25 protein-coding genes, 1 tRNA gene and 3 pseudogenes are annotated in these 24,097 nt (G+C 58.9%); 16 read left to right on the top strand and 13 right to left on the bottom strand.

All coding sequences use genetic code 11. The features are described from left to right. Positions 1-23 precede the first annotated feature (23 nt). A complete protein-coding gene (gene ygfZ, locus JH25_RS20350; RefSeq protein WP_032877271.1) occupies positions 24-965 on the bottom strand; it encodes a CAF17-like 4Fe-4S cluster assembly/insertion protein YgfZ in 942 nt (313 codons plus the stop codon). A gap of 139 nt (positions 966-1,104) precedes the next feature. On the opposite strand from ygfZ, the gene JH25_RS20355 reads away from it, so the two are divergent. Together JH25_RS20355 and JH25_RS20360 are read left to right on the top strand one after the other, a co-directional pair. Beyond that, positions 1,105-1,359 (top strand): FAD assembly factor SdhE, encoded by a 255-nt coding sequence (locus JH25_RS20355; protein ID WP_032877270.1) that lies wholly within the window; start codon positions 1,105-1,107, stop codon positions 1,357-1,359. Continuing rightward, on the top strand, positions 1,343-1,789 hold the full coding sequence (locus tag JH25_RS20360) for a protein YgfX (RefSeq protein WP_032877269.1): 447 nt from the start codon (positions 1,343-1,345) through the stop codon (positions 1,787-1,789). Before JH25_RS20355 ends, JH25_RS20360 begins: the two co-directional genes overlap by 17 nt. On the opposite strand, the gene nadB is transcribed toward JH25_RS20360, so the two are convergent. After that, a complete protein-coding gene (nadB, locus tag JH25_RS20365; RefSeq protein ID WP_032877268.1) occupies positions 1,758-3,374 on the bottom strand; it encodes an L-aspartate oxidase in 1,617 nt (538 codons plus the stop codon). The genes JH25_RS20360 and nadB overlap by 32 nt on opposite strands. 461 nt (positions 3,375-3,835) lie before the next feature. On the opposite strand from nadB, the gene rpoE reads away from it, so the two are divergent. The 4 genes from rpoE to JH25_RS20385 all read left to right on the top strand — a co-directional run bounded on the left by rpoE (position 3,836) and on the right by JH25_RS20385 (position 7,685). Beyond that, positions 3,836-4,417, top strand: a complete 582-nt coding sequence (gene rpoE, locus JH25_RS20370; protein WP_003172477.1) for an RNA polymerase sigma factor RpoE — start codon at positions 3,836-3,838, stop codon at positions 4,415-4,417. Positions 4,418-4,449: 32 nt separating this feature from the next. Further along, the gene (locus JH25_RS20375) at positions 4,450-5,037 is read left to right on the top strand and encodes a sigma-E factor negative regulatory protein (RefSeq protein WP_005786011.1); all 588 of its coding nucleotides are present in this window, start codon (positions 4,450-4,452) and stop codon (positions 5,035-5,037) included. 16 nt (positions 5,038-5,053) lie between these two features. Next, positions 5,054-6,013, top strand: coding sequence for a MucB/RseB C-terminal domain-containing protein (locus JH25_RS20380; RefSeq protein ID WP_032877267.1), 960 nt, complete (start codon positions 5,054-5,056; stop codon positions 6,011-6,013). A gap of 235 nt (positions 6,014-6,248) precedes the next feature. After that, the gene (locus JH25_RS20385) at positions 6,249-7,685 is read left to right on the top strand and encodes a DegQ family serine endoprotease (protein ID WP_005786015.1); all 1,437 of its coding nucleotides are present in this window, start codon (positions 6,249-6,251) and stop codon (positions 7,683-7,685) included. An 80-nt stretch (positions 7,686-7,765) separates the two neighbouring features. Here the strand turns inward: JH25_RS20385 and JH25_RS20390 are convergent, their stop codons facing one another. Then, positions 7,766-9,199 (bottom strand): M48 family metalloprotease, encoded by a 1,434-nt coding sequence (locus JH25_RS20390; protein ID WP_032877266.1) that lies wholly within the window; start codon positions 9,197-9,199, stop codon positions 7,766-7,768. 95 nt (positions 9,200-9,294) lie between these two features. On the opposite strand from JH25_RS20390, the gene JH25_RS20395 reads away from it, so the two are divergent. Then, on the top strand, positions 9,295-9,534 hold the full coding sequence (locus JH25_RS20395) for a sulfurtransferase TusA family protein (protein ID WP_032877265.1): 240 nt from the start codon (positions 9,295-9,297) through the stop codon (positions 9,532-9,534). A 19-nt stretch (positions 9,535-9,553) separates the two neighbouring features. Here the strand turns inward: JH25_RS20395 and JH25_RS20400 are convergent, their stop codons facing one another. Further along, positions 9,554-10,027, bottom strand: a complete 474-nt coding sequence (locus JH25_RS20400) for a peroxiredoxin (protein ID WP_005786022.1) — start codon at positions 10,025-10,027, stop codon at positions 9,554-9,556. A gap of 10 nt (positions 10,028-10,037) precedes the next feature. Continuing rightward, positions 10,038-10,598, bottom strand: a complete 561-nt coding sequence (locus JH25_RS20405) for a glycine cleavage system protein R (RefSeq protein ID WP_003189463.1) — start codon at positions 10,596-10,598, stop codon at positions 10,038-10,040. A gap of 262 nt (positions 10,599-10,860) precedes the next feature. On the opposite strand from JH25_RS20405, the gene dapA reads away from it, so the two are divergent. The 5 genes from dapA (at position 10,861) to JH25_RS20430 (ending at position 14,549) form a co-directional block, all read left to right on the top strand. Then, positions 10,861-11,739 carry a 4-hydroxy-tetrahydrodipicolinate synthase gene (dapA, locus tag JH25_RS20410; RefSeq protein ID WP_032877264.1) on the top strand — a complete coding sequence of 293 codons (879 nt, stop codon included), beginning with the start codon at positions 10,861-10,863 and terminating at the stop codon, positions 11,737-11,739. Positions 11,740-11,756: 17 nt separating this feature from the next. Next, a complete protein-coding gene (gene bamC / locus JH25_RS20415) occupies positions 11,757-12,872 on the top strand; it encodes an outer membrane protein assembly factor BamC (protein WP_005786026.1) in 1,116 nt (371 codons plus the stop codon). A gap of 4 nt (positions 12,873-12,876) precedes the next feature. Continuing rightward, on the top strand, positions 12,877-13,635 hold the full coding sequence (locus tag JH25_RS20420; protein WP_005786028.1) for an MBL fold metallo-hydrolase: 759 nt from the start codon (positions 12,877-12,879) through the stop codon (positions 13,633-13,635). Positions 13,636-13,662: 27 nt separating this feature from the next. Beyond that, positions 13,663-14,376, top strand: a complete 714-nt coding sequence (gene purC, locus JH25_RS20425) for a phosphoribosylaminoimidazolesuccinocarboxamide synthase (protein WP_005786030.1) — start codon at positions 13,663-13,665, stop codon at positions 14,374-14,376. Between the two features lie 83 nt (positions 14,377-14,459). After that, positions 14,460-14,549: transfer RNA gene (locus JH25_RS20430), tRNA-Ser, on the top strand. Positions 14,550-14,644: 95 nt separating this feature from the next. On the opposite strand, the pseudogene JH25_RS0126955 reads toward JH25_RS20430, so the two are convergent. Both JH25_RS0126955 and JH25_RS20435 read right to left on the bottom strand, forming a co-directional pair. Then, positions 14,645-14,938, bottom strand: a pseudogene (locus tag JH25_RS0126955) (type II toxin-antitoxin system RelE family toxin). Continuing rightward, positions 14,928-15,167 (bottom strand): type II toxin-antitoxin system RelB/DinJ family antitoxin, encoded by a 240-nt coding sequence (locus JH25_RS20435; RefSeq protein WP_014717442.1) that lies wholly within the window; start codon positions 15,165-15,167, stop codon positions 14,928-14,930. Before JH25_RS20435 ends, JH25_RS0126955 begins: the two are co-directional and overlap by 11 nt. Before the next feature lie 651 nt (positions 15,168-15,818). Here JH25_RS20435 and JH25_RS20445 point away from each other — a divergent pair. After that, entirely contained in the window at positions 15,819-16,073 is a 255-nt protein-coding gene (locus JH25_RS20445) for a DUF6124 family protein (protein WP_032877263.1), read from the top strand. A 73-nt stretch (positions 16,074-16,146) separates the two neighbouring features. On the opposite strand, the gene JH25_RS20450 is transcribed toward JH25_RS20445, so the two are convergent. From JH25_RS20450 to JH25_RS20460, 4 genes and pseudogenes are all read right to left on the bottom strand, one after another. Then, positions 16,147-17,373: an MFS transporter gene (locus JH25_RS20450; RefSeq protein ID WP_032877262.1), complete on the bottom strand. Its 1,227-nt coding sequence runs from the start codon at positions 17,371-17,373 to the stop codon at positions 16,147-16,149. 239 nt (positions 17,374-17,612) lie between these two features. Further along, on the bottom strand, positions 17,613-17,900 hold the full coding sequence (nadS, locus tag JH25_RS20455; RefSeq protein ID WP_003189536.1) for a NadS family protein: 288 nt from the start codon (positions 17,898-17,900) through the stop codon (positions 17,613-17,615). 2 nt (positions 17,901-17,902) lie between these two features. Next, positions 17,903-18,217, bottom strand: a pseudogene (locus JH25_RS28995) (type II toxin-antitoxin system RelE/ParE family toxin). Positions 18,218-18,322: 105 nt separating this feature from the next. Then, the gene (locus tag JH25_RS20460; protein ID WP_032877261.1) at positions 18,323-19,264 is read right to left on the bottom strand and encodes a LysR family transcriptional regulator; all 942 of its coding nucleotides are present in this window, start codon (positions 19,262-19,264) and stop codon (positions 18,323-18,325) included. Positions 19,265-19,421: 157 nt separating this feature from the next. Between JH25_RS20460 and JH25_RS20465 the strand changes: the two genes are divergently transcribed. The 3 genes from JH25_RS20465 (at position 19,422) to JH25_RS20475 (ending at position 23,154) form a co-directional block, all read left to right on the top strand. Beyond that, positions 19,422-20,738: an MFS transporter gene (locus JH25_RS20465; protein WP_032877260.1), complete on the top strand. Its 1,317-nt coding sequence runs from the start codon at positions 19,422-19,424 to the stop codon at positions 20,736-20,738. An 11-nt stretch (positions 20,739-20,749) separates the two neighbouring features. Then, positions 20,750-21,982 (top strand): Zn-dependent hydrolase, encoded by a 1,233-nt coding sequence (locus JH25_RS20470; RefSeq protein ID WP_032877259.1) that lies wholly within the window; start codon positions 20,750-20,752, stop codon positions 21,980-21,982. A 134-nt stretch (positions 21,983-22,116) separates the two neighbouring features. After that, positions 22,117-23,154 (top strand): histone deacetylase family protein, encoded by a 1,038-nt coding sequence (locus tag JH25_RS20475; protein ID WP_032877258.1) that lies wholly within the window; start codon positions 22,117-22,119, stop codon positions 23,152-23,154. 18 nt (positions 23,155-23,172) lie between these two features. Here the strand turns inward: JH25_RS20475 and JH25_RS0126945 are convergent. After that, positions 23,173-23,472, bottom strand: a pseudogene (locus tag JH25_RS0126945) (type II toxin-antitoxin system RelE/ParE family toxin); the annotation flags it as partial. 50 nt (positions 23,473-23,522) lie between these two features. After that, positions 23,523-23,927, bottom strand: coding sequence for a ribbon-helix-helix domain-containing protein (locus tag JH25_RS20480; protein ID WP_078820595.1), 405 nt, complete (start codon positions 23,925-23,927; stop codon positions 23,523-23,525). Positions 23,928-24,097: the final 170 nt, after the last annotated feature.

Below are 24,097 nucleotides of genomic sequence, written 5' to 3'. Positions count from 1 at the left end.
GGTGCTGCAAAAAGGTATGGCGATTAACGCTGGATCTCGCGATCACGGTCCAGTTGGTAAGGCAGATCAAGCAGCTGCAGGCCGGGCCCTTCCAGGCTGCCTGTACGCACGTCGCCACTCTCGGCAGCTTCGGCTTGCAGCACAGCGAGAAGTTCAATCGACTGGTCAGCTTTTGCCGCGATCACGACCTCGCCAACCGCGCTGTTATGGTCTGGGGAAAACAACGGCGTGCCGGGCTCGGGTAATTGCGTGGCTTCAAGGCTCAGTCGATACAGGCGCCGCTTGAGTTTGCCCAGGTATTGCATGCGCGCGACGATTTCCTGGCCGGTGTAGCAGCCTTTCTTGAAACTGACGCCGCCCACGGCTTGCAGGTTGAGCATCTGCGGGATGAACAGTTCGCGGGTCTGCGCCATTACCTGGCCGATACCCGCGCGAATCTGGCCAAGCAGCCAGGCATTCAACTCAGCCTGTGGCAATTGTGCGGCCAGTTGGTTGCGCACGGTGTCGGCTTGTTCGGTGGGCACCCAGAGTTCGGCACGGCCAGGGGACACGCGAATAGCGATCAAGGTGTCGGTGCGCACCACGCTGTCGGTTTCGGCGGGTAGCGTCAGGCCAAGGGCGGCCAGGGACGCGTCTGCGTTCGCCAATCCGAAGCGCACCCAAGCGGCGCTTTCGTCGGTAAGTTTGGATTTGGAGAACACCGCGTATTTCTTCAGGTCTGCCAACTGCGGTTCGAGCAGCTCCGTGGCCATGGCCAGGAGTACGCCGTCACCTTGCAGCAGGATGCGGAAGCTGGACTGCATCCGGCCTTTTTGCGTGCAGCGCGCGCCCAGGCTGGCCTGGGTATCACTCAGGTAATTGAGGTTGCAGGTCAGCTGGCCTTGCAGGAATTTGGCAGCATCAGAACCGCGGACGGCGAGAACGCCTTCGTGGGACAGGGGGCAGAAGAAAGCAGAGTCAGCCATGGGTCATCGCAGGTTAAAAAGTCATGGGTGCATCATAGAGGGGCGTCCGGCAAATGCATAGTTTCGTCGCGGGCGACCAAAGCCGACTGTTCCGGTGTCGCCGGGCCTGTATACTTGCGCTCTATTTGAGGAGGGCTCCATGGTCGAAGATGTAGAAATCAATCGCCTCTACTGGCACAGCCGTCGTGGCATGCTGGAGCTGGATGTATTGCTGGTGCCTTTCACCAAAGAGGTGTACGCGACGCTCGATCAGGTGGACCGCGACCTCTACGTCAGGTTGCTGACCTGTGAAGATCAGGACATGTTCGGCTGGTTCATGGAGCGTGCTGAATCTGAAGATCCAGAGCTGCAGCGCATGGTTCGGATGATCCTGGATCGTGTCCAGCCCAAGTAATCGTTTTGAATGCCGCTGGCAGACCTCGCGGCGGTTGCTGGCGGCGTATCTGCTTGCCCTGCTGATCGCACTGGGCAGCCTGCTGGTTTTGAACCTGCCTTATTCGAGCCTCGGCATCCTGTTATGCCTGGCACACTGTGCGTGGGTGCTACCGCGCCATGTTCTGCTTACTCACCGTTCGTCGATTCGTGGCCTGCGCCGCGACGAAGATGGCTGGCAGTTATGGAGCTCTGCGCGCGGCTGGCACGCCGTGCAACTTCGCCCCGACAGCCTGGCGTTACCGTTGATCGTGGTGTTGCGTTATCGCGTGCAGGGTGAGCGGCGAGTACGCGCGGTCTGTGTGCCCAAGGACGCGCAGGCCGCCGATGTGCATCGGCGCCTGCGGGTACGCCTGAAGTTCAGCCGCCGTAGGTGGTTGGCACCAGAATAGTGTCGCGGGCTTCGGGCAACATCTGCGGATAATCGAGGGTGTAATGCAGGCCCCGGCTTTCCTTGCGCTCCATGGCTGAGCGGATCATCAACTCGGCCACTTGCGCCAGGTTGCGTAATTCGATCAGGTCGCGGCTGACTTTATAGTTGCTGTAGAACTCGTCGATCTCGTCCAACAGCAAACGTACCCGGTGCTGCGCCCGTTGCAGGCGCTTGTTGGTGCGCACAATGCCCACGTAGTCCCACATGAAACGCCGCAACTCGTCCCAGTTGTGCGCGATGATCACGTCTTCGTCCGAATCGGTGACCTGGCTGGCGTCCCAGCGGGGCAGGGCGGCTGGAACCTTGATGCGCGGCAGTTGTTCAAGGATATCCGCTGCTGCCGAGCGAGCGTACACGAAGCACTCGAGCAGCGAATTGCTGGCCATGCGGTTGGCGCCGTGCAGACCGGTAAAGCTGGTTTCGCCGATGGCGTAGAGGCCGGGCACGTCGGTGCGCCCGTGCTGGTCAACCATCACGCCGCCGCAAGTGTAGTGCGCGGCCGGCACTACCGGGATCGGGCCTTTGGTGATATCGATATTGAACGTCAGACAGCGTTCATAGACGGTCGGGAAGTGGGCCTTGATAAACGCTTCGGGCTTGTGGCTGATGTCCAGGTATACGCAATCGATCCCCAGACGCTTCATCTCGTGGTCGATGGCGCGGGCGACAATGTCGCGCGGTGCCAGCTCGGCGCGTGGGTCGAAGCGCTGCATGAAGCGCTCGCCATTGGGCAGCTTCAAGTGCGCACCTTCGCCGCGCAGGGCTTCAGTGATCAGGAAGCTCTTGGCTTGCGGGTGATACAGGCAGGTGGGGTGGAACTGATTGAACTCCAGGTTGGCCACCCGGCAGCCCGAGCGCCAGGCCATGGCAATGCCGTCACCGCAGGCGCCGTCAGGGTTGCTGGTATAGAGGTAAACCTTGGCTGCTCCGCCCGAGGCAAGAATAGTGAAGCGCGCCCCGTAGGTATCGACTTCGCCACTGGTGCGATTGAGTACGTAGGCGCCGAGACAGCGCTCGCCCGCAAGGCCCAGGCGTTTTTCGGTGATCAGGTCGACAGCGACGCGTTGCTCCAGCAATTGGATGTTGGGCCGTTGGCGAGCCTGATCGAGCAAGGTCTTGAAAATCGCGGCACCCGTGGCGTCGGCGGCGTGAATGATACGGCGATGGCTGTGGCCGCCTTCGCGTGTCAGGTGGAACTCAAAGCCGCCGTCGTCGCTGCCGGCATGTTCATCACGGGTGAAGGGCACACCTTGGTCGATCAGCCATTGGATGGCTTCCCGGCTGTGCTCGACGGTGAAGCGCACGGCCTCCTCATTGCACAGGCCGCCGCCAGCGTTAAGGGTGTCTTCGACATGGGATTGCACCGTATCGGTGTCGTCCAGTACCGCCGCGACACCGCCCTGGGCCCAGAATGTCGAGCCGTTGGCCAGGTCGCCTTTGCTCAAAACCGCAATGCGCAGGTGGCTGGGTAGGGTCAGGGCAAGGCTCAAGCCGGCTGCGCCGCTGCCGATCACCAGCACATCGTGTTGAAACTGTTGGCTCATTGGAAGGATTCCGCAAAAAGCGATCCGAAGGAGCGGCGCAAACAGGACGCCTGGATCGGCGAATCAAAGGGTCACACGGGCCACTAGTATATAGAGGGGTGGAGCGGCACAATAGCCACGCATTCGTGGCATTGTGAGATTATGCTGCGCAGCTTTGGGAAACAGCCGGTTGGCGGGACGGGAACTTTTTGCATGGGCCCCGACTCAATAGCAGGTTGCCCGAAAGCTGGGAAAACGTTGAGTTTATTGGCCCGTCGGGAGCATTGGACGCGTCACGAAACCGGCGACAAGATTATTCGCGCAGCCGGCCCCGCCCGGGCTGCGTTTTTCGTGTGTGCCAAATCAGTGCATGCCGGAAACTTGCTTGAAGGGGGAGAACTTTTGCGAAAAGCCCGAGTCTATGTTTGCAAGCCTGATCGTTTAGTTATGCAAGCCTCCTTCAAGTACAACGAGGAGTGTTCATGCTAACCCAGGAAGAGGATCAGCAGCTGGTCGAGCGCGTACAACGCGGCGACAAGCGAGCATTTGATCTGCTAGTGCTGAAATACCAGCACAAAATTCTCGGGTTGATCGTGCGGTTTGTGCACGACACCCATGAAGCGCAGGACGTTGCACAGGAAGCCTTTATCAAGGCGTACCGTGCACTTGGAAATTTCCGCGGTGATAGTGCGTTTTATACGTGGCTATATCGCATCGCCATTAACACGGCGAAGAACTATCTGGTGTCTCGCGGCCGCCGCCCACCAGACAGTGATGTCAGTTCAGAAGATGCTGAATTTTACGATGGTGATCACGGCCTCAAAGATCTCGAGTCGCCGGAGCGTGCATTGCTGCGCGACGAGATCGAAGGCACCGTCCATCGAACAATTCAGCAACTGCCAGAAGATTTGCGTACGGCATTAACTTTACGTGAATTCGATGGTCTGAGTTACGAAGACATTGCGAGCGTCATGCAATGTCCGGTGGGGACTGTAAGGTCACGGATTTTCCGGGCCCGGGAAGCCATCGACAAAGCCTTGCAACCATTGTTGCAGGAAAACTAAAGACAGCGGCGACAGCCAAGAGAGGAACCGCCATGAGTCGTGATGCCCTGCAGGAATCGCTGTCCGCAGTGATGGATAACGAAGCGGATGAACTGGAACTTCGTCGAGTGCTTAACGCATTTGATGATGCCGAAACCCGTGATACCTGGTCTCGTTACCAAGTCGCTCGGGCGGTGATGCACAAGGATCTTTTAATCCCTCGTCTGGATATTGCTGCGGCCGTTTCTGCCGCGCTGGCTGATGAAGCCGTTCCGGCCAAAGCTGCTCGTGGCCCGTGGCGTAGCCTGGGTCGACTGGCAGTGGCTGCCTCGGTGACCGTCGCCGTACTGGCTGGTGTTCGCCTGTACAACCAGGACGAAATTGCCGGTGCCGAACTGGCCCAGCAAACTCAGCAGCCCGTCATGGCGGGTCCGCAAGTCAAAGGCCCGGCTGTACTGGCAGGCTACAAGGAAAGCTCTGATACCACAGGTCCGATGGCCAATGGTGTGCTTCAAGGGCAATCCGGCTGGCAAGATCAGCGTCTACCAGGCTACCTGCGTCAGCACGCACAGGAATCGGCCGCCAAAGGCACCGAAAGCGCTCTGCCATACGCTCGCGCAGCCAGTCAGGAAAACCGCTGATCCGTTAGGGAGCTCTATGCGCGCCATACCGCTCCTTGCGCTTTTGCTCAGTAGTTGGATTGCACAGTCCGCCCATGCCGATGAAGCCCAAGACTGGCTGACTCGACTTGGGCGTGCAGAGCAGCAGCAAAGCTTTGAAGGTACGTTTGTTTACGAACGTAATGGCAGTTTTTCTACCCACGCTATCTGGCACCGTGTGCAGGACGGTCATGTCCGTGAGCGGTTGCTGCAACTGGACGGCTCGCCTCAGGAAACTGTACGGTTGGATGGCCGGACGCACTGCGTCAGTGGCGATCTGAGTGCTGGGTTGGTTACGTCTTCTGATGCACCTTCGCGTGCTCCCGATTCAAAAAAACTCACTCAATTCTATGAACTTGCCGTCATTGGCAAATCCCGCGTGGCCGGTCGTCATGCTGTGATTGTGTCAATCAGCCCGCGAGATCACTACCGCTACGGCTTTGAATTGCACCTGGATCGTGAGACGGCTCTGCCGCTCAAATCCCTGCTGCTCAATGATCAGGGGCAGTTGCTGGAGCGCTTTCAGTATGCGCGCCTGGATACCTCGGTCGTTCCTGCCGAGCATGACTTACAGCCTGGCAGCGAATGCAAGCCTGTTGCTGCTTCCACCGACAAAGCCTCTGACATGCCTGCCTCCCAGGCGTGGCATCTGGGTTGGCTGCCGCCTGGTTTCCAGCAGGTCAGCAGCACCACGCGCAAAGACAGCCAAACGAAATCGACCGTCGATAGCCTGATGTATGATGATGGGCTCGCACGCTTTTCTGTATTTCTTGAGTCCGCCAAGGGCGCCGACATGAATGAAACCCGCGCTCAGCTCGGCCCGACGGTGGCGGTTTCTCGGCGTTTGAATACGGTTGACGGTGAGATGATGGTCACCGTAGTAGGGGAGATCCCCGTCGGCACTGCTGAGCGTATCGCGCTGTCAGTACGCGGTGAAAATGCCGCTGCCAAGCCGTGAGATTGTTAATTCTATGTTCATCCTGACCTTTCAATCTGTGCTCAAGTTAGGTTGAGGGCCGATCGTATGAAATTTCTGGATCAGCATTTTCACTTGCAAAAACTTCCCATGTTTTTTATAGGTCAGGGTTTGTTGGCTCTGGCCTTGTTTTGTTCGCGGAACAAAAATGTCGTTTGCCGCATTCGGCGTTTATTGGACCCTGTCGCTTAACCCTGCTCGTCGTAACGGGAGCTGTATGTCGATACCACGTTTGAAGTCTTACCTATCCATAGTCGCCACAGTGCTGGTACTGGGTCAGGCCTTGCCTGCGCAAGCAGTTGAGCTGCCTGACTTCACCCAACTGGTAGAGCAAGCCTCACCGGCGGTGGTGAATATCAGTACCACCCAGAAACTGCCGGATCGCAAAGTCTCGAACCAGCAGATGCCCGACCTGGAAGGCTTGCCGCCCATGCTGCGCGAGTTCTTCGAGCGCGGTATGCCGCAACCGCGCACCCCTCGTGGTGGCGGTGGTCAGCGCGAAGCCCAATCCCTGGGGTCCGGCTTCATCATTTCGCCTGACGGCTATATTCTGACCAACAACCACGTGATTGCCGATGCCGACGAAATCCTCGTGCGCCTGGCTGATCGCAGTGAGCTCAAGGCCAAGCTGATCGGTACCGACCCGCGTTCCGACGTAGCCTTGCTTAAAATCGATGGCAAGGACCTGCCGGTTCTCAAGCTGGGCAAATCCCAGGACTTGAAGGCCGGCCAATGGGTCGTCGCGATCGGTTCGCCGTTCGGCTTTGACCATACCGTCACCCAGGGTATCGTCAGTGCTATTGGCCGCAGCCTGCCGAATGAAAACTACGTACCGTTTATCCAGACCGACGTGCCGATCAACCCGGGCAACTCTGGGGGGCCATTGTTCAACCTGGCTGGCGAAGTGGTAGGCATCAACTCACAGATCTACACCCGTTCCGGTGGTTTCATGGGCGTGTCTTTCGCGATCCCGATCGACGTGGCCATGGACGTCTCCAATCAGCTCAAAAGCGGTGGCAAAGTCAGCCGTGGCTGGTTGGGCGTAGTGATCCAGGAAGTCAACAAAGACCTGGCTGAATCCTTCGGCCTCGACAAGCCGGCCGGTGCTCTGGTTGCGCAAATCCAGGACAATGGTCCAGCGGCCAAAGGCGGCCTGAAAGTCGGCGACGTGATTCTGAGCATGAACGGCCAACCCATCGTCATGTCGGCGGACCTGCCTCATCTGGTCGGCGCGCTCAAGGCTGGCGGCAAGGCCAAACTGGAAGTGATTCGTGACGGCAAGCGCCAGAACGTAGAGCTGACCGTTGGTGCGATCCCGGAAGAAGGCGCGACGCTGGATGCCCTGGGTAATGCCAAGCCGGGTGCAGAGCGCAGCAGTAACCGCCTGGGCATCGCCGTGGTTGAACTGACCGCCGAGCAGAAGAAGACGTTTGACCTGCAAAGCGGTGTGGTGATCAAGGAAGTCCAGGACGGCCCAGCCGCCCTGATCGGCCTGCAGCCGGGCGACGTGATCACTCACCTGAACAATCAGGCGATCAACACCACCAAGGAGTTCACCGACATCGCCAAGGCGTTGCCGAAGAACCGTTCGGTGTCGATGCGCGTACTGCGTCAAGGTCGTGCCAGCTTCATTACCTTCAAGTTGGCCGAGTAATCGTCAAGCCTGCATTGCAATAGAAACAAAAAGCCCCGCTGCCGGTTAACGGCAGCGGGGCTTTTTTGTGGGTGACGGGTTTAGCTCATCATCCCTTTCACCAGGCGTTCCTGTTCGATCAGCTCACGCTGACGTGCGTCGATACGTGAGGACAGTGGGAAATTACTGCCGGCGCGGCGCTTGGCAAAGTCCAGTTGCTGGATGGCCTGCTGGAAGTCCCCCACCAGTGCGAAGTATTCGGCGCGGGCCTGATGCAGGCCGATGATGTTGCCGGACAGGCCGCGTGTTTCGGCCACCTGATACCACACGTCCGGATCGTCGGGGCGTGACTTGAGCAAGCCATCCAGCGCCTTTTCGGCATCGGCGGTGCGGTTCTGCTTAAGCAGCAGGTCTACCCGCACCTGGTTCAGCGGATAGTTGCTGGGGTACTGGGTGAGCATACGGTCAGTCCGTTGCTGGGCATCCGCCATGCGGTTGTTGGTAATGTCCAACTCGATCTGCGCCAGGTTGTAGGTGATGTCGTTGGGCGCCTTGGCCAGCAGCGGTGCCAGGCTTTCCCGTGCTTCCTTGAGTTGGACTCCCTTGATCTGCGCAATGGCGAGGCCATAACGCGCTACATCGTTTTTGGGGTTGTCGTCCAACTGCGCCTGGAAGCGCTTGGCAGCCAGGCCAGGCGTGTCTTCGTATTTCAACTGCACGCGTGCGCGAATCAGTTGATAGCGCAGGCTGTCTTCCTTGCCGCCGAGTTTGGCCTGCTCGGCGCGGTTGCGGGTGTCGGCAATACGCGATTCGGTCACTGGGTGCGTCAACAGGAACTCCGGTGGCTTGGCATCGAAGCGGTACTGACGCATCAGGCGTTCGAACATGGTGGGCATCGACCGCGGGTCGTAGCCGGCTTTCTCCAGGTTGAGGATGCCGATGCGGTCTGCCTCTTGTTCGTTCTGCCGGGAGAACCGACGCTGCTCCTGGATCGCAGCCGCTTGTGAGCCGGCAATCGCGGCGATACCCGCATCGCCGGCACCCGCGGCGGCGGCAATAATGCCGCCAAGCAGCGCCGCCATCATTGGCAGTTGCATGCGTGACTGGGCTTCCACGCCCCTGGCAAAGTGACGCTGGGACAAGTGCGCCAGTTCGTGGGCCAGTACCGACGCATACTCACCTTCGGTCTGGGCATTGAGGAACAAGCCGCCGTTCACCCCAATGATCCCCCCGGGTGCCGCAAAGGCGTTGAGCTGCGGGCTGTTGATCAGGATGAATTCCAGGCGCCGATCGTTGACCTGGCTGGTTTCCACCAGCTTGTACACGCTGGTTTCTACGTAGTCCTTAAGTTGCGGGTCGTTAAGCTGCGACACCTGACCGCGCAAATAGGCCAGCCAGGCGCGGCCCAGTTGATATTCCTGTTGGGGCGAGACAATGGCAGAACTGGCGTCACCAAGTGACGGCAGCTCATCAGCGAAGGCCGGGGAGGCCAGCAGGCAGGCCAGCGTCAGCAGGGTAGGGCGCAAAAAAGTCATGCACAAAGCCTTTCGACAAAGAGCTTACTGTAGCCGGACACTGCGCCTGGGACCAGATATTCTAAGCAACCCGAATGTTTGCCTGGAGTAACACTATGACCGACGCTGTAGCCTTTGACGCCGAACTTGATGCCAGCGGCCTCAACTGCCCGTTGCCCTTGCTCAAGGCCAAGATGGAACTCAATAAAATGGCCCGCGGTGCGGTGCTCAAGGTGACCGCCACCGACGCTGGCTCCCAGCGTGACTTCCGCACCTTTGCCAAACTCGCCGGCCACACCCTGGAGCATGAAGAAGACGCCGAGGGTGTGTACCGGTATTGGTTGCGCAAGGCCTGACGGCTTTATCGACGCACAATCAGGCCTTGTTCAGCGCCTGCGCTGCCGCCAACACGGCATCCACATGCCCCGGCACTTTCACGCCGCGCCATTCCTGACGCAGCACGCCTTCGCTGTCGATCAGAAAGGTGCTGCGATCCACGCCCAGGTATTCCTTGCCGTACAGCTTCTTGAGCTTGATCACATCAAACAGCTGGCAGACCGCTTCGTCCTTGTCGCTGATCAGCTCGAAAGGAAACTCCTGCTTGGCCTTGAAGTTCTCGTGGGACTTCACGCTGTCACGCGACACACCAAACACTTCAGTGTTGGCGGCCTGGAAAGCTGCGTACTGGTCACGAAAGCCCTGGCCTTCAGTGGTGCAGCCCGGGGTGCTGTCCTTGGGGTAGAAGTAGATCACCACTTGCTTGCCCTTGAGAGCTGCGAGGCTGAAAGTCTGGCCGCTGGTGGCCTGGGCTTCGAAATCGGCGACGGGTTTATCGATGGCTACCGGCATGAGTCTTTCCTTACATTGGGTTCTGTGGGCGCCATGGCTCGATCAGCGCGTCGAGGTTCAGGGCATCGGCAAAATCCAGGAACTGGTCGCGCAACCAACTGATCTGTACGCCGGCCGGCAGGGTAACGGTGAACGTGGCGTTGAGCATGGTGCCGCCGGTTTGAGGCGCCTGGTAGGTGTCGCAGGTCAGGTTTTCCAGCTCGACGTTGTGGTCGATGAAGAACTGGCACAACTCGTTGACGATGTCCGAGCGGTAGGCCGAGCTGACGTACGCCACATAAGGCAAGGCCTGTGGGCGATTTTCCAGGGCGGCGCTGCGCACCACATTGACGGTGAAGTCGTGCTTTTTGGCCAGGCCCGGCAGGCCGGTTTCCAGGCGCGCCAATGCGTCCCAGGAGCCGGAAATCTGCAAAACCAGCGCGCTGCACTCGCCATGGCGAGTCAGGCGCGAGGTCACCACCGCGCAGCGGTTCTCATGGCTGGCGCGGCACAGGACGTTGGTCAGCTCCATGGGGTTGGCGCCGAGGGCACTGATAACAAGGAATTGTTCGCGAACTGTGGGGGTGGACATGCAGCCTTCCTAAAGCGATGAGCGGTCAATACTGTGTGGGCCGTATCGATCAAAGGATCAAGGGTAGCGAAAAGCGTCGCCAAGGGCTAGGAGGTGGCGTTTTCATTGCGTGATCGGCCGGCTTGAAGCGGTGCTTTGGCCCAATGATGGCATTGCTCGACGTTTAGTTGCTCCAGAACGCATCCTCACGCGGTACTTCGCTTGTACAAGCATCTTGGCGCCAGTACCATTACGGCTCTCTTTTTCCGGCAGGAGCGGTTGCATGATTGCGGGCAGTATGGTGGCACTGGTCACACCCATGGATGCACAAGGTCGTCTCGACTGGGACAGCCTGGGCAAACTGGTGGACTTCCACCTGCAAGAGGGCACCAACGCCATCGTGGCGGTCGGCACCACAGGTGAATCGGCCACCCTCGATGTGGAAGAACACATCCAGGTGATCGAGTTCGTGGTCAAGCGCGTTGCGGGCCGCATCGCCGTGATCGCCGGAACGGGTGCCAACTCCACGCGCGAAGCGATCGAGCTGACCCGCAACGCCAAGAAAGCCGGCGCCGATGCGTGCCTGCTGGTGACCCCGTACTACAACAAGCCGACCCAGGAAGGCTTGTACCAGCACTTCAAAGCCATCGCCGAAGCCGTCCAGATCCCGCAGATCCTCTATAACGTACCGGGTCGTACCGCGTGCGATATGAAGGCCGAGACCGTGATCCGCCTGTCCACCGTGCCGAACATCATCGGTATCAAGGAAGCCACTGGCGACCTGCAGCGCGCCAAGGACATCCTGGCCGGCGTGAGCAGTGACTTCCTGGTGTATTCCGGTGACGACGCCACCGCTGTCGAACTGATCCTGCTGGGTGGCAAGGGCAACATCTCCGTGACCGCCAACGTGGCTCCGCGTGCCATGAGCCAAATGTGCGCCGCCGCCATCGCCGGCGATGCCGCGACGGCCCGTGCGATCCACGAGAAGCTGATGCCGCTCAACAAGACACTGTTTATCGAATCCAATCCTATTCCCGTGAAATGGGCGCTGACTGAGATGGGCCTGATGCCGGACGGTATCCGTCTGCCGCTCACCCGGCTCAGCGAAGCCTGTCACGAACCGCTGCGACAGGCCCTGCGCCAGTCCGGCGTCCTGGTTTAATTGAGGAAGCACTACGCATGAAGCGATTGGCCGGACTTTCCGCACTTGCCTTGATTATCTCCAGCACCAGTGGCTGCGGTTGGGTATGGGGCCCGGAAGGCTACTTCCGTGACCGCGGCAGCGATTACCTGGAAGCGCAAGCAACCAAACCGATGCAATTGCCGCCTGATGTCAATGTCGCCAAGCGTCTTGACCCCTTGTTGCCGATCCCACGCAACGTCGCCGACGACACCGTCAAGGGCGAGTACGTAGTACCACGCCCGCAGCCGATCACGGCAGTGGCCGATGCCAGCGACTACAGCCTGCAGAAAAGTGGCGACAACCGCTGGATCGTGGCTCAGCGCCCACCTGCCGAAGTCTGGCCGGTGGCAGTGCAGTTCTTCCAGGACAACGGTTTCCGTCTCGACCAGCAACGCCCGCAAACCGGTGAGTTCACCACGGCGTGGCAGCAAGGCCGCGAGTTGTCCGCCAACATGGCTCAGCGCCTGCTGGCCGGCGGTGTAGCCGCCGACAGCGAGGCCCGTGTGCGTGTGCGCATCGAGCCAGGCGTGCAGCGCAATACCAGTGAAGTCTATGTGGTCAGCGCCGAGCGCCCTGCCGGCAGCACGGCCAACGTCGATTTCACCCCGCGTTCGGTCAACACCGGCGTCGATGCCGCGCTGGTCGACGAGATGCTCGCCAGCATGAGCCGTATCTCCGAGAAGGGCGGTTCCGTTTCCTTGCTCGCCGCCCGTGACTACGACACCCCTAACCGCGTCAGCCTCACCGAAGACGGCAGCGGTAACGTGGTGCTCAACCTCGGTGAAGACCTCGACCGTGCCTGGGCCAGTGTTGGCCGTGCGTTGGAGCAAGGCCCTTGGCGCGTTGAAGACATCAACCGCAGCCTGGGCCTGTACTACATCAACGTGGCTGAAAAGGCCGAGAAGAAAGACGACGAGCCAGGTTTCTTCGGCAAACTGTTCGGCAGCGCGCCGACCAAGGAAGAGATTGAAACCCGTGCCGAGCGTTATCAGGTTCGTTTGAGCAAGGTTGGCGAAAGCGTGCAAGTCACCGTCGAGAAGAACATCAACACCGTCGCGCCAGCTGAAACAGCGCGCAAAGTGTTGGGCGTGATTCAAGACAACCTGGGCTGATTCGGTGCGCTTTGCCGTTCTCGGCAGCGGTAGCCAAGGGAACGGTACGCTGGTCGCCCACGATGACACGTATGTGCTGGTCGATTGTGGTTTCTCGTTAAGAGAAACCGAGCGACGCCTGCTGCGCCTCGGGGTTCACCCCACGCAGTTGAGCGCAATTCTGGTCACCCACGAACATGCCGACCACGTGCATGGCGTGGGTTTACTGTCTCGGCGCTACAATCTGCCGGTGTACTTGAGTCGCGGCACGCTGCGCGGGATGCGCAAACCCATCGAGCCGGCAGGTTTTCTGGCCGGTGGCGAGCAACTGCAAATCGGTGCCTTGAGCATCAATGTCATCGCGGTTGCCCACGATGCCCAGGAGCCTACGCAATACGTATTCAGTGACGGCCAGCGGCGTTTTGGCGTGCTGACCGACCTGGGTTCCTACTGCGCCAGGGTGCTGGACGGTTACCGGGACCTCGATGCCTTGATGATCGAGTCCAACCACTGCAGGGATCTGCTGGCGCGCGGTCACTACCCTTACTTTCTCAAGCAGCGGGTGGGCGGCGAGCTGGGACATTTGAACAATCACCAGGCGGCGTACCTGGTGTATGAGTTGGGCTGGCAAGACCTGCAACACCTGGTCCTGGCTCACCTCAGCAGCAAGAACAACCTGCCGACGCTTGCCCGGCAATGTTTTGTCGACACCCTCGGGTGCGACCCGGACTGGCTGCAACTGGCCGATCAAGATTCAGGGCTCGATTGGCGACACATCGCCTAGCCCACCTTACTCAAAGCGGAGCCCATCATGGAAAAACGTGAAGAACTCTACCGCGGCAAAGCCAAGTCGGTGTACAAGACCGACGACGCCAACCGCCTGATCCTGCTGTTTCGCAACGACACCTCGGCGTTCGACGGCAAGCGCATCGAACAGCTTGATCGCAAGGGCATGGTGAACAACAAGTTCAACGCCTTCATCATGCAGAAGCTCGAAGCGGCCGGTATCCCGACCCAATTCGACAAACTGCTGGGCGACAACGAGTGCCTGGTCAAGAAGCTCGACATGATCCCGGTGGAATGCGTCGTGCGTAACTACGCCGCCGGCAGCCTGGTCAAGCGCCTGGGCGTGGAAGAGGGCCTCAAGCTCAACCCTTACACGTTTGAACTGTTCCTGAAGGACGACGCCAAGGGCGACCCGTTCATCAACGAATCCCACGTTGTGGCGTTCGGCTGGGGCACCGCTGAACAACTGGCGCGCATGAAGGAGTTGTCCCTCAAGGTCAACGACGTGCTGACCAAGCTGTTCGACGACGCAGGCCTGTTGCTGGTGGACTTCAAGCTCGAATTCGGCGTGTTCCACGACGGCTCCATCGTCCTGGGCGACGAATTCAGCCCGGACGGCTGCCGCCTGTGGGACAAGGACACCAAGAAAAAGATGGACAAAGACCGCTTCCGCCAGGGCCTCGGTGACGTGATCGAAGCCTACGAAGAAGTCGCCAATCGTCTCGGCGTACCGCTGTAATCGACGCAAGCATCTGATAGCACGGAAAAAAATCGCTTCGGCGCTTTGCATCCATCAATCATGCTGTTATGATGCGCGCCGTTGGAGAGATGCCAGAGTGGCCGAATGGGACGGATTCGAAATCCGTTGTACCTTCACCGGTACCTAGGGTTCGAATCCCTATCTCTCCGCCATTACATAGAGAAAGCCCCGTAGCTGAATAAGCTGCGGGGCTTTTTCGTTTCCAGCCTTTATCTACGACTGCTTCAGTGATTTTTTCCAGTCCTGCCTAGCGCTGATCAAGGCGCTCTGACGCTTTGCGATAAGCCTGATCTCGTTCACGTTTATCAATAGCGACCACGAACACGGTAACTTCCTGATCTATCACTTGATAGACCAGCCTTTACCCGCTACTACGCAGTTTGATCTTGTAGCAGTCAGGCAGGCCATGTAGGCGGTTAGCCTCAATACGTGGGTTGTTCAGGATTTCCATCAGCTCCTTCTTGAGTTGCTGACGGAGGGTGTCGCCGAGTTTCTGCCATTCCTTCAATGCACGCGCATCAAAATCAAGGCTATAGGTCATCCAAAGAAACCCTTACGCGTTGAGGCGACGCAAGGCGCTCACGTACGGTCGCCATCAAGGCTTCATCCTCTTCAGTCATGAGGACAGGCTTAAATGGCAACTGGCCGCGTTCGGCAACATATTGCAACGCCTGACGTATCAGTTCGGAAGGGGTGACACCGAGTTTCTCCAACTCAAGGTAGGCGCGAGCTTTCAGGTCGTCATCGATACGGATGTTGATAGATGCCAAGGGATAGCTCCTTGTGTAATGACGTTGGTCATTACATTGGGGCAATCGGGTTTCATTGGCAAGTCTGTCTGGACATACGGCAGTCGCTCTCATCTGTTGATCCTACTTCTTGGCCGTCGGCTTTGCCGGGCGCTTTTTATCGGTTTCCTTCACTGTTTCCCTTGGTCTTTTCTTCGCCTCTTGCTCGGTTACGTATTCACCTGTGACCGCATCGCGATATCTCGTTGGCATATCAGCATCCTTGACAGTATGTCGCCACGGCGGCGACTTTTTGAGACTAGCTCGCAGGCTTATGCACACAAGGTTCCCGGTGGGGATTCTGGTTACCAAGCTTTTCCGAAACAGGTGCTTACGTTGTGCAGGTTTGGCAGTTTTCGAGCAGGGTTGCGTTGACTGGGGTAGGGCGCTAATCTTCCGCCGTCGTCCTCATGGCGACCGGTTTTGACAGGCCGAATAACGTGCGATCTCTGTGCATCCCCAAACTGGTTCCAGGCGTCTGTCTGTGCCCATTTGTTATGGCGGCTGTGCGTGGGGCATCTTCGGGTGCGCCGGGTTTCCACGTTTCCGGTCTGTCAACCCGCGTACAGCTGCCACCCAATCCTGTTTGACAGCAGGGAGTGGTAGCTTCTTTTCATAACGTGGAGTTACATCATGAAGAAGAGCACCGCTGATTCTACCGAAGGGCAAGCACGCAAAATCTTTTGCGTAGCCGATGATGTCCGCACCGAAGAAGCCCTCACAAACGCCACCGAAATCCTCTCATCCGCCCTTCAAACCGCCTACCAATGCGCCGAAGATCCAGACAGCACGCAGTCGCCCGTGATCATGGCCCTGGCTCAATTGATCGAGAACGCGCAAGCCTTGGTGGATGCTGTCCTCGAGCGTGATTTCCCCACGGCCAAATAAATACCTGCTCCCTGAAACGAAAAAAGCCTGCTGAACTCAACGCTCAGCAGGCTTTTTTGCGCATACAACCCGGTCAGGCAGGCTGTGCCACCAGGTTATTACTGACCTTGCGCCCCAACACCAGCACGGTCGCAAACCCGAACCCTACCAACACCGTGGCCAGGCTCAACAACACCGAGCTGCCCATTTGGTCGACGATGCGCCCGCCAAAGAACGAACCCAGGGCGATGATCACCTGAAACAGCGCCACAAACAGTGGCATGCCGCGCTCTACATCCTTGGGCGCCACCACAAACATCCAGATACTGGCGCAGGCTGGGAAGGCGCCGAAGGCGAAACCCCAGAGTGCGATCAGCATCGAGGCGCCGGAAAGGCCGGTGGCGAAGTAGGGGAACAGTGCGGTGCTGGTACCGATCATCAACGCAACCAGCAGCAGGGTGTGACGTACACTGCGGTTAGCGGCGAAACCGGCAAAAACATTGCCCATTACCCCGGCTACGCCATAGAGCAGCAGCAATGAACCAATTGTCGGGCCGTCAAAGCCGGAGCTGTTTTTGAAGAAGGGCGCGACATAGGTATACGCAGCAAAGTGCGCCAGGCCGATCAGCAATACAGCGATCAAGCCGACTCGCGCCTGTGGGTTGATAAACAACGCGGGCAAGTCACGAATCTCAATGGCCTTTTCCGGGGTCAGTCGCGGTAGCAGGAAGATCTGCGCCAGCAGCACCGGAATGCCCACCAACGCAGTAACCAGGAAGGTCATGCGCCAGCCCATCAGTCCACTGAGCCAGGTACCCACAGGCACGCCCAGAACGGTGGCCAGGGTCACGCCCATCATGATGATCGAGGTGGCTTTCGCAACTCCCACGCCTTTGGGCGCCAGCCGCCCGCTGAGGGCAATGGCCGTGGCCCAGAAGCCGCCGATGCTGATGCCGAGCAATACACGGCCGAACAGCAGCAGGCTGAAATCGGTGGCGAAGGCCACCACCGAGTTGGCGATGATCATCACCAGTGTCAGGCCAATCAGCAGATAGCGACGGTCCATGGCGCCAATGCTGACCGACAGAAACGGCGCGGCGAGGGCGGCCATGATGCCGGGCAATGTGACCATCAATCCGGCGTGACCGGCACTGATGCCCAGGTCGCTGGCAACGTCGTTGAGTACGCCCACCGGCAGGAATTCACTGGTCACCAGGGCGAAGGCACCCACGGCGACCGAAAGAATCGCCAGCCACTGCTGTTTGACGCTTTGTTGATTATGTTCGGGAAGCCCGCTAGGGGCCTGGCTCGCGCTTGGCATGGGATTGGGTTCCGGGAGGAATGTCGCCTGAAGCCAGGCGAGGAGGGAATTTGGAGCGATTATAGGAATCAGTGGCGGCAATCGTTCAGGCGCTCGTTTCGATAGTAATCATCAGTGGTATCGATGTGAGATTTTAAAGAGCCTTAAATCTGCCGTACAAACGAAAAAGCCCGTCGCTGAGTCAGCTCCGAGCTTTTCCGGTTATGACGATGTTTAAGGCGCAGCAGTGGAGTCTTATTTTAGCTAGCCAACGCATTCAGTACATGGACTGGGTCATTATGGATAGCTTTCAACAATGCCTTTGCTGGTCCGGTAGGTTCACGACGACCCTGCTCCCAGTTACGTAATGTGCCAAGTTGCACATCAATCAGCGCTGCGAATTTAGCCTGGGTCAGCCCTGTCGCCTTACGGATCTCTTTGACTCGCATTGAATCAACATGGAATTCACGAGAAGGTTCGCGTTCTCCGCGCAGGATCTCGTTCATCTCTTGAACGCTTTCCATCAATTCATCAAAAAATCTGCTCATAGCTATCTCCAGTGCTCAATCGCAGCCTTCAGTGACTTGCGCTCGTCGGCAGTCAAGTCCTGCTGTTCATTTTTGGGATAGATCATCAGTAGAATAATCTGTGATGCCTAGACGAAGTGGTAATAGATCACCCGCGCCCCGCCTCGTTTGCCATGGCCCTTGGCTGCTACTCGTATCTTGCGAACTCCACCCATACCCTCGATTACATCGCCAGCAGAAGGGTTGACTACCAACACGTTCTGAAGAGCCGTGTAGGCATCCTCGTCGATCAATTCTTTAACGCGACGGGTGAAGACTGACGTCTCTATGAAAATCATCGCTAATGTACGCCATTGGCTTAGTTGACTGCAATCCTAGCCGTGCGTGCTTCGACGTGCATCCAGTGAGTTGTAACTGCTTTTTGACACGCAGGATGTGGCCAATTACACGTCGGCCAACCGCCCCAAAAGACACTCAATAAACACCCCCTCCGCCCGGCTCATCTTCTGCTCCCGGTTCCACAACAGGTGAATATCCACATCCGCAATCCCCTCATCCGGCGGCAACCGCCACAGCAGCCCGTTTTTCACATCGTCCGCCACCACATGAGTCGGTAAGCAACCCAAACCAAACCCGGCAATCACCAAACGCCGCACTTCTTCCAGGCTGGAGGATGACGCCACGATCCGCCCACCGAAGCCTTGCTGATCACGGAAAATCGTCAGCGGCGAGAGCATCCCGCCAATCTGGTCGCTGGTAAAACTCACGAAGTTTTCCGACTGCAAATCCCCCTCGGCCAGGTTTGTGCGCCCGAACAATGGGTGATGTTTTCCGCAAAAGAACGCGTAGCGCTGACGCAGAAACAGGTGCTGTTCCAGGCGCGGCTGAGGCCGACGATTGAGGCTCAACCCCAGGGTCGCGGTTTTTTCCAGCAAGGCGGCGACGATGTCGGAGCTGCGCATCACTTCGACTTCCAGATCGACCCGCGGATGTTCGCGATGAAAGCTGGCGAGAAAGTCATCGAAAGTGTCGGAATTAATCCGGCTGATCATCAGCAAGCGCACTTTGCCGATCACTTCATCGCCGGGCTTTTGCAGGGCGTTGCTCATTTGCGAAACCTGGCCGTACATCTCGCCGGCAATCGCGAAAATCTGTTCACCTGCCTCGGTGAGCACGAAGCGCGGGCCGCGACGCACGATGAGCTGGCAATCCAGCTGTTCCTCCAGGCGCTTGAGCGCCTGGCTGATGGCCGGTTGCGTCAGGTGCAGGCGAGCAGCAGCGCGGCTGATGCTCAGTTCCTGGCCGATCACGCGGAAGGTGCGCAGCAGGTTCCAGTCCAGGCGGTCGTTGAGCAGGGGGTGAATATCGCGGCGGGATTCGGGCATGGTGTCGCTCGATAATAAGCAGTATTTATAATCAAGATAATAAATAGAAAATTGACTAATCATAGCCCCAGGCCGAAAAATCGGGCTCAACAAGCGCCATCAGAGCGCACCGGTTCGACCTTCTCCTGCCAAAAAAATAACCAAAGGAGCCAGCCCCATGAAGCCTTCCGCTTCGCCGCAGCCTCGCCGTGCCGCGGCCGCCGCTTTTATCGGCACCATGATCGAGTGGTACGACTTTTACATCTATGCCACCGCTGCGGCGCTGGTGTTCGGTCAGCTGTTTTTCCCCTCCGACGATAAATTGTTCAGCACCATGGCTGCGTTCGGCACCTTCGCCGTGGGCTTCTTTGCGCGGCCGTTGGGCGGCATTGTGTTTGGCCATATCGGCGACCGCATCGGCCGCAAGAAATCCCTGGTGATCACCCTCGTGATGATGGGCGTGGTCACGGTGTGCATCGGCCTGTTGCCGACCTATGCGCAGATCGGCGCCGCAGCACCGGTGCTGCTGATACTGCTGCGGGTAGTGCAGGGCATTGCAGTGGGCGGTGAGTGGGGCGGGGCGGTGTTGATGGCCGGAGAACATGCGCCAAAGGGGCGGCGTAACTTCTTTGCATCCTTCGCGCAATTGGGCAGCCCGGCCGGTTTGATTCTTTCCCTGCTGGCGTTCAGTGCGGTGACCCGCTTACCGGAAGAAGACCTGCTCAGTTGGGGCTGGCGCCTGCCGTTCCTGGCCAGTGCCTTGCTGTTGGTCGTCGGCCTGGCGATCCGCCTGGGTGTGAACGAGTCGCCGGAGTTCCTCGAAGACAAGGCCCAGGCGGAAAAAGCTCGGGCGATCAAGAAGGACCAAGCCCCCGTGCTGGAAGTGCTGAAGACCGCAGGGCGTCCACTGTTGTTGTGCATTGGCGCCAACACATTGGGGATTGCCGGCGTGTATTTCACCAACACCTTCATGATTGCCTACAGCACTCAGCAACTGAACCTGCCGCGCTCGCTGATTCTGGAATGCCTGTTCTTCGTCGCCATTATCCAGTTCTGCGTTCAGCCACTGGCCGCCTGGGTGGCAGAGAAGGTCGGCGCTACACGGTTCCTGTGCGCCATGTGCGTACTGGCAATGGCGTCGCCGTACCCCATGTTTGTGCTGGTCAGCAGCGGCCAGGCGCCCTTGATCATCCTCGGCATTGCCCTGGCGGTGGTGTGCATGGCGTCGTTCTATGCCGTCATCGCAGGCTTTGTCAGCGGCCTGTTTGAAACCCGTGTGCGCTACACCGCGATCTCTCTGGCTTACCAGGTATGCGGCGCATTGGCCGGCGGCCTGACACCGTTGATCGGCACCTGGCTGGCCCATCAATACCTGGGCCAATGGTGGCCGATGGCAGTGTTTTACAGCGTGATCGCGGCGGTCTCGTTGGTGTGCGTGCTGGCCTTGTCCCGCCGCCACGCCACGGCTCACCGCCTGGAAATGGCACACAGTTGAGGAAGTCAGCAATGTTGAAGATCAATGGCGAGCGCCTGTGGCATAGCTTGATGGCCATGGCCGAGATCGGCGCGACTGCACGCGGTGGCAGCTGCCGCCTGGCGTTGAGCGCCGAAGACAAGGCCGGTCGCGAGCTGTTCAGTCACTGGTGTACAGCGGCTGGCCTGACGTTGAGCGTGGATGCCATCGGCAACCTGTTCGCCCGTCGTGCGGGTACCGACAATGACGCCGCGCCGGTGATGATCGGCAGCCATCTCGATACCCAGCCCGAAGGCGGGCGCTTCGATGGCGTGTACGGCGTATTGGCTGGCCTGGAGGTGATCCGCAGCCTCGACGACCACGGCATCCTGACGCGCAAACCCCTGGAAATTGCGGTGTGGACCAACGAAGAAGGCGCGCGTTTCACCCCGGCGATGCTGGGCTCGGCGGTCTTCACCGGCGCCCTCGCGCTGGACAAGGCGCTGGCGACCACCGACGGTGATGGCGTCAGCGTGGCCGAGGCGTTGCGCACCACCGGTTATAACGGCGAGCGTGCATTGGGTGGGGCAGTGGATGCGTATTTCGAAGCGCATATCGAGCAAGGCCCGATCCTGGAAGACAACGCCAACAGTATCGGCGTGGTGACCGGCGGCCAGGCGATTCGCTGGCTCGATGTGCGGGTCGAAGGCATGGCTGCCCATGCGGGCACCACGCCGATGGCGCTGCGCAAAGATGCGTTGTACGGCGCCGCAAAAATGATCCAGGCCCTGGAAAACCTCGCTGCCGATTTTACCCCGCATGGCCTGACTACGGTGGGTGAGTTGAGCATCGCCAAGTCGTCGCGCAACACCATTCCCGGTGTGCTCGACTTCACTGTCGATCTGCGCCATCACCGCGACGCCGATATCGACGCCATGGAGCAGCAAGTGCGCGCACGCCTGCAGGCGATTGCCGACAACCGTGGCCTGAGCGTGACTATCACACCGCACTGGATCAGCCCGGCCACGCCGTTCGATGCTGAGTGCGTGGCCTGCGTACAAGCGTCGGTGGACGCTCTGGGCTACAGCCAGCAGACCATCATCAGCGGTGCCGGCCACGATGCTATCCACCTGGCGCGCTATTGCCCGACTGCGATGATCTTCATCCCCTGCGTCGGTGGCCTGAGCCACAACGAAGCCGAAGATGTCTTGCCTGAAGACGTGCGCCAGGGCACCGATGTATTGCTCAACGCCGTGTTGAAACGCGCCGGCCAGGTTCATTTCTAAAGGCTGACGCCGTGCCCATGTGGGAGCTGGCTTGCCTGCGATAGCGGTGAAGCAGGCAGTACATTGTGCTCTGACCGTGCGCAATCGCAGGCAAGCCAGCTCCCACAGGTTCTGTGTTTATCCAGGAGCATCCTATGAATACGTTTTTCCATCCCGAACAACTGCTGCATCATCCACGCAGTTACTATTCTCGTGGCCAGATGCGCACACCACAGGAGGTCCCCGAGCGTGCGCGCAACCTGCTGCTGGCTGCGCAAACCCTGGGCTTTGATATCCAGCAACCAAGCGACTACGGTATGGAACCGCTGCTCGCCGTGCACGGCGCGGCATATCTGGATTTTCTTCAAGAAGCTCACCAGCGTTGGAAGGAAATCCCCGAAGACTGGGGCGACGAAGTCATGTCCAACATCTTCGTACGCGAGCCCAATGCCCTGCGCGGCATTCTGGCCCAGGCGGCACGTTACCTGGCTGATGGCAGTTGCCCGATCGGTGAACTGACCTGGCGCTCGGCGTATTGGTCAGCCCAAAGCGCCGTCGCCGCTGCCAAGGCGATCCTCGATGGCGCACCAGCCGCCTACGCCTTGTGCCGACCACCGGGGCATCACGCCCGCTTCGATGCGGCGGGTGGTTTCTGTTACATCAATAATGCGGCGGTGGCTGCGCAAGCGTTACGCCAAGGCTTCCAGCGCGTCGCGGTGCTCGATACCGACATGCACCACGGCCAAGGCATCCAGGAGATTTTCTACCAGCGCGATGACGTGCTCTACGCGTCGATCCATGGCGATCCGACCAACTTCTATCCTGGGGTGGCGGGCTTTGCCGACGAAAAAGGCGATGGCCCAGGCTCAGGGTTCAACCTCAACCTGCCCATGCCCCACGGTGCCAGCGAAGCGCTGTTTTTCGAAAAGCTGGAACTGGCCCTGGCAGCGGTGAAGGACTTCTCGGCGGATGTGCTGGTGTTGTCACTGGGCTTCGATATTTACGAGCTGGACCCGCAAAGCAAGGTCGCGGTGACACGGGAAGGCTTTGCGCGGCTGGGGCAGTGCATTCGAGGGCTGGGGTTGCCGTGCTTGATCGTGCAGGAAGGGGGTTATCACCTGGAGACGCTGGACAGTAACGCGCGGGCGTTTTTCAGCGCGCCAGCGGCGTGGGAGAAACTATCAGTCGATTAAGTGCTAAAAGCCTGCCGATCAGTTTTCAGCAGGCTTTTCATCTATCAATAAGCAGTCGTTCCCCTCACCCTGGAACAGCGCCGTGTAGTTTTGCCCGCCATAAAATACCCCCACTATCGACACCGTTTCGCAATCAGGCCTCACCCTGAACGCGATGATGGTGCTGCGACGATAGTGCGTGATGCGCAAGCCTGTAAGCAGGTCGTCACGGCGCGTGCCACGCAAGGGGAACAGGGCGAGGCTTTCACAGTGGCTGACGAGATTGTCGATAAAGCGCGTCGCTGCCAAGGGGGAGCCGGCATCGCAGATGTAATCCTCAAGGGCATCGAGTTACGTCAGGACTTCAGGCGAAAAAACCACCGAGTAGCTCACGCGTTCCCGATGCCTTTGCGCTGACGCCTGGCTGCCATATGCTCGCGAACCTGTTCTGCAGATAACCCGAGCTCAGGTTGTGCCTCAAGAGCGGTCGCTGCCGGGATGACTTCGTCCCTCAGCCAATCTTCCATGGCACGGTCACGTGCCAGCAGCACCCGCAATCCGTCGCGAATCACTTCGCTTTCGCTGGCATATTCGCCGGCAGCCACCTTGGCTTTGACCAGGGCCGCCATTTCAAGGGGCAAGGTGATGCTCATTTGCTGGGTTGAGCGCATTGGGATGTCCGCCAGAAGTGAGTAGGATTCAATCCTACTTGACCATTGGCGCGATGCAAGAAGCAACTGATCGATGCCGATCTCCGGCGTCTCGTCGTCCATCCAGAAGGGGTAGGTTTGCATAAGTTGCTGCGTCTCCAGTTGTGTGGGTCAGGCCGCAAGTATTGACCCGTTTTGGCGATCGCGTGGCCGCAGGTGGCCGATAAGCTGCTGAAATGTATGACTTGATATCTGTAACAGGATTATCTCGATATAGCCCCCCCGGCTCGCATGGCATCCCATCGGCTCCCATA

This window comes from Pseudomonas sp. BRG-100, assembly GCF_000737955.1.
Lineage (GTDB): Bacteria > Pseudomonadota > Gammaproteobacteria > Pseudomonadales > Pseudomonadaceae > Aquipseudomonas > Aquipseudomonas synxantha_A.
The sequence above is the reverse complement of the archived record's forward strand: the minus strand, read 5'-3'. Positions and strand labels throughout refer to the sequence as shown.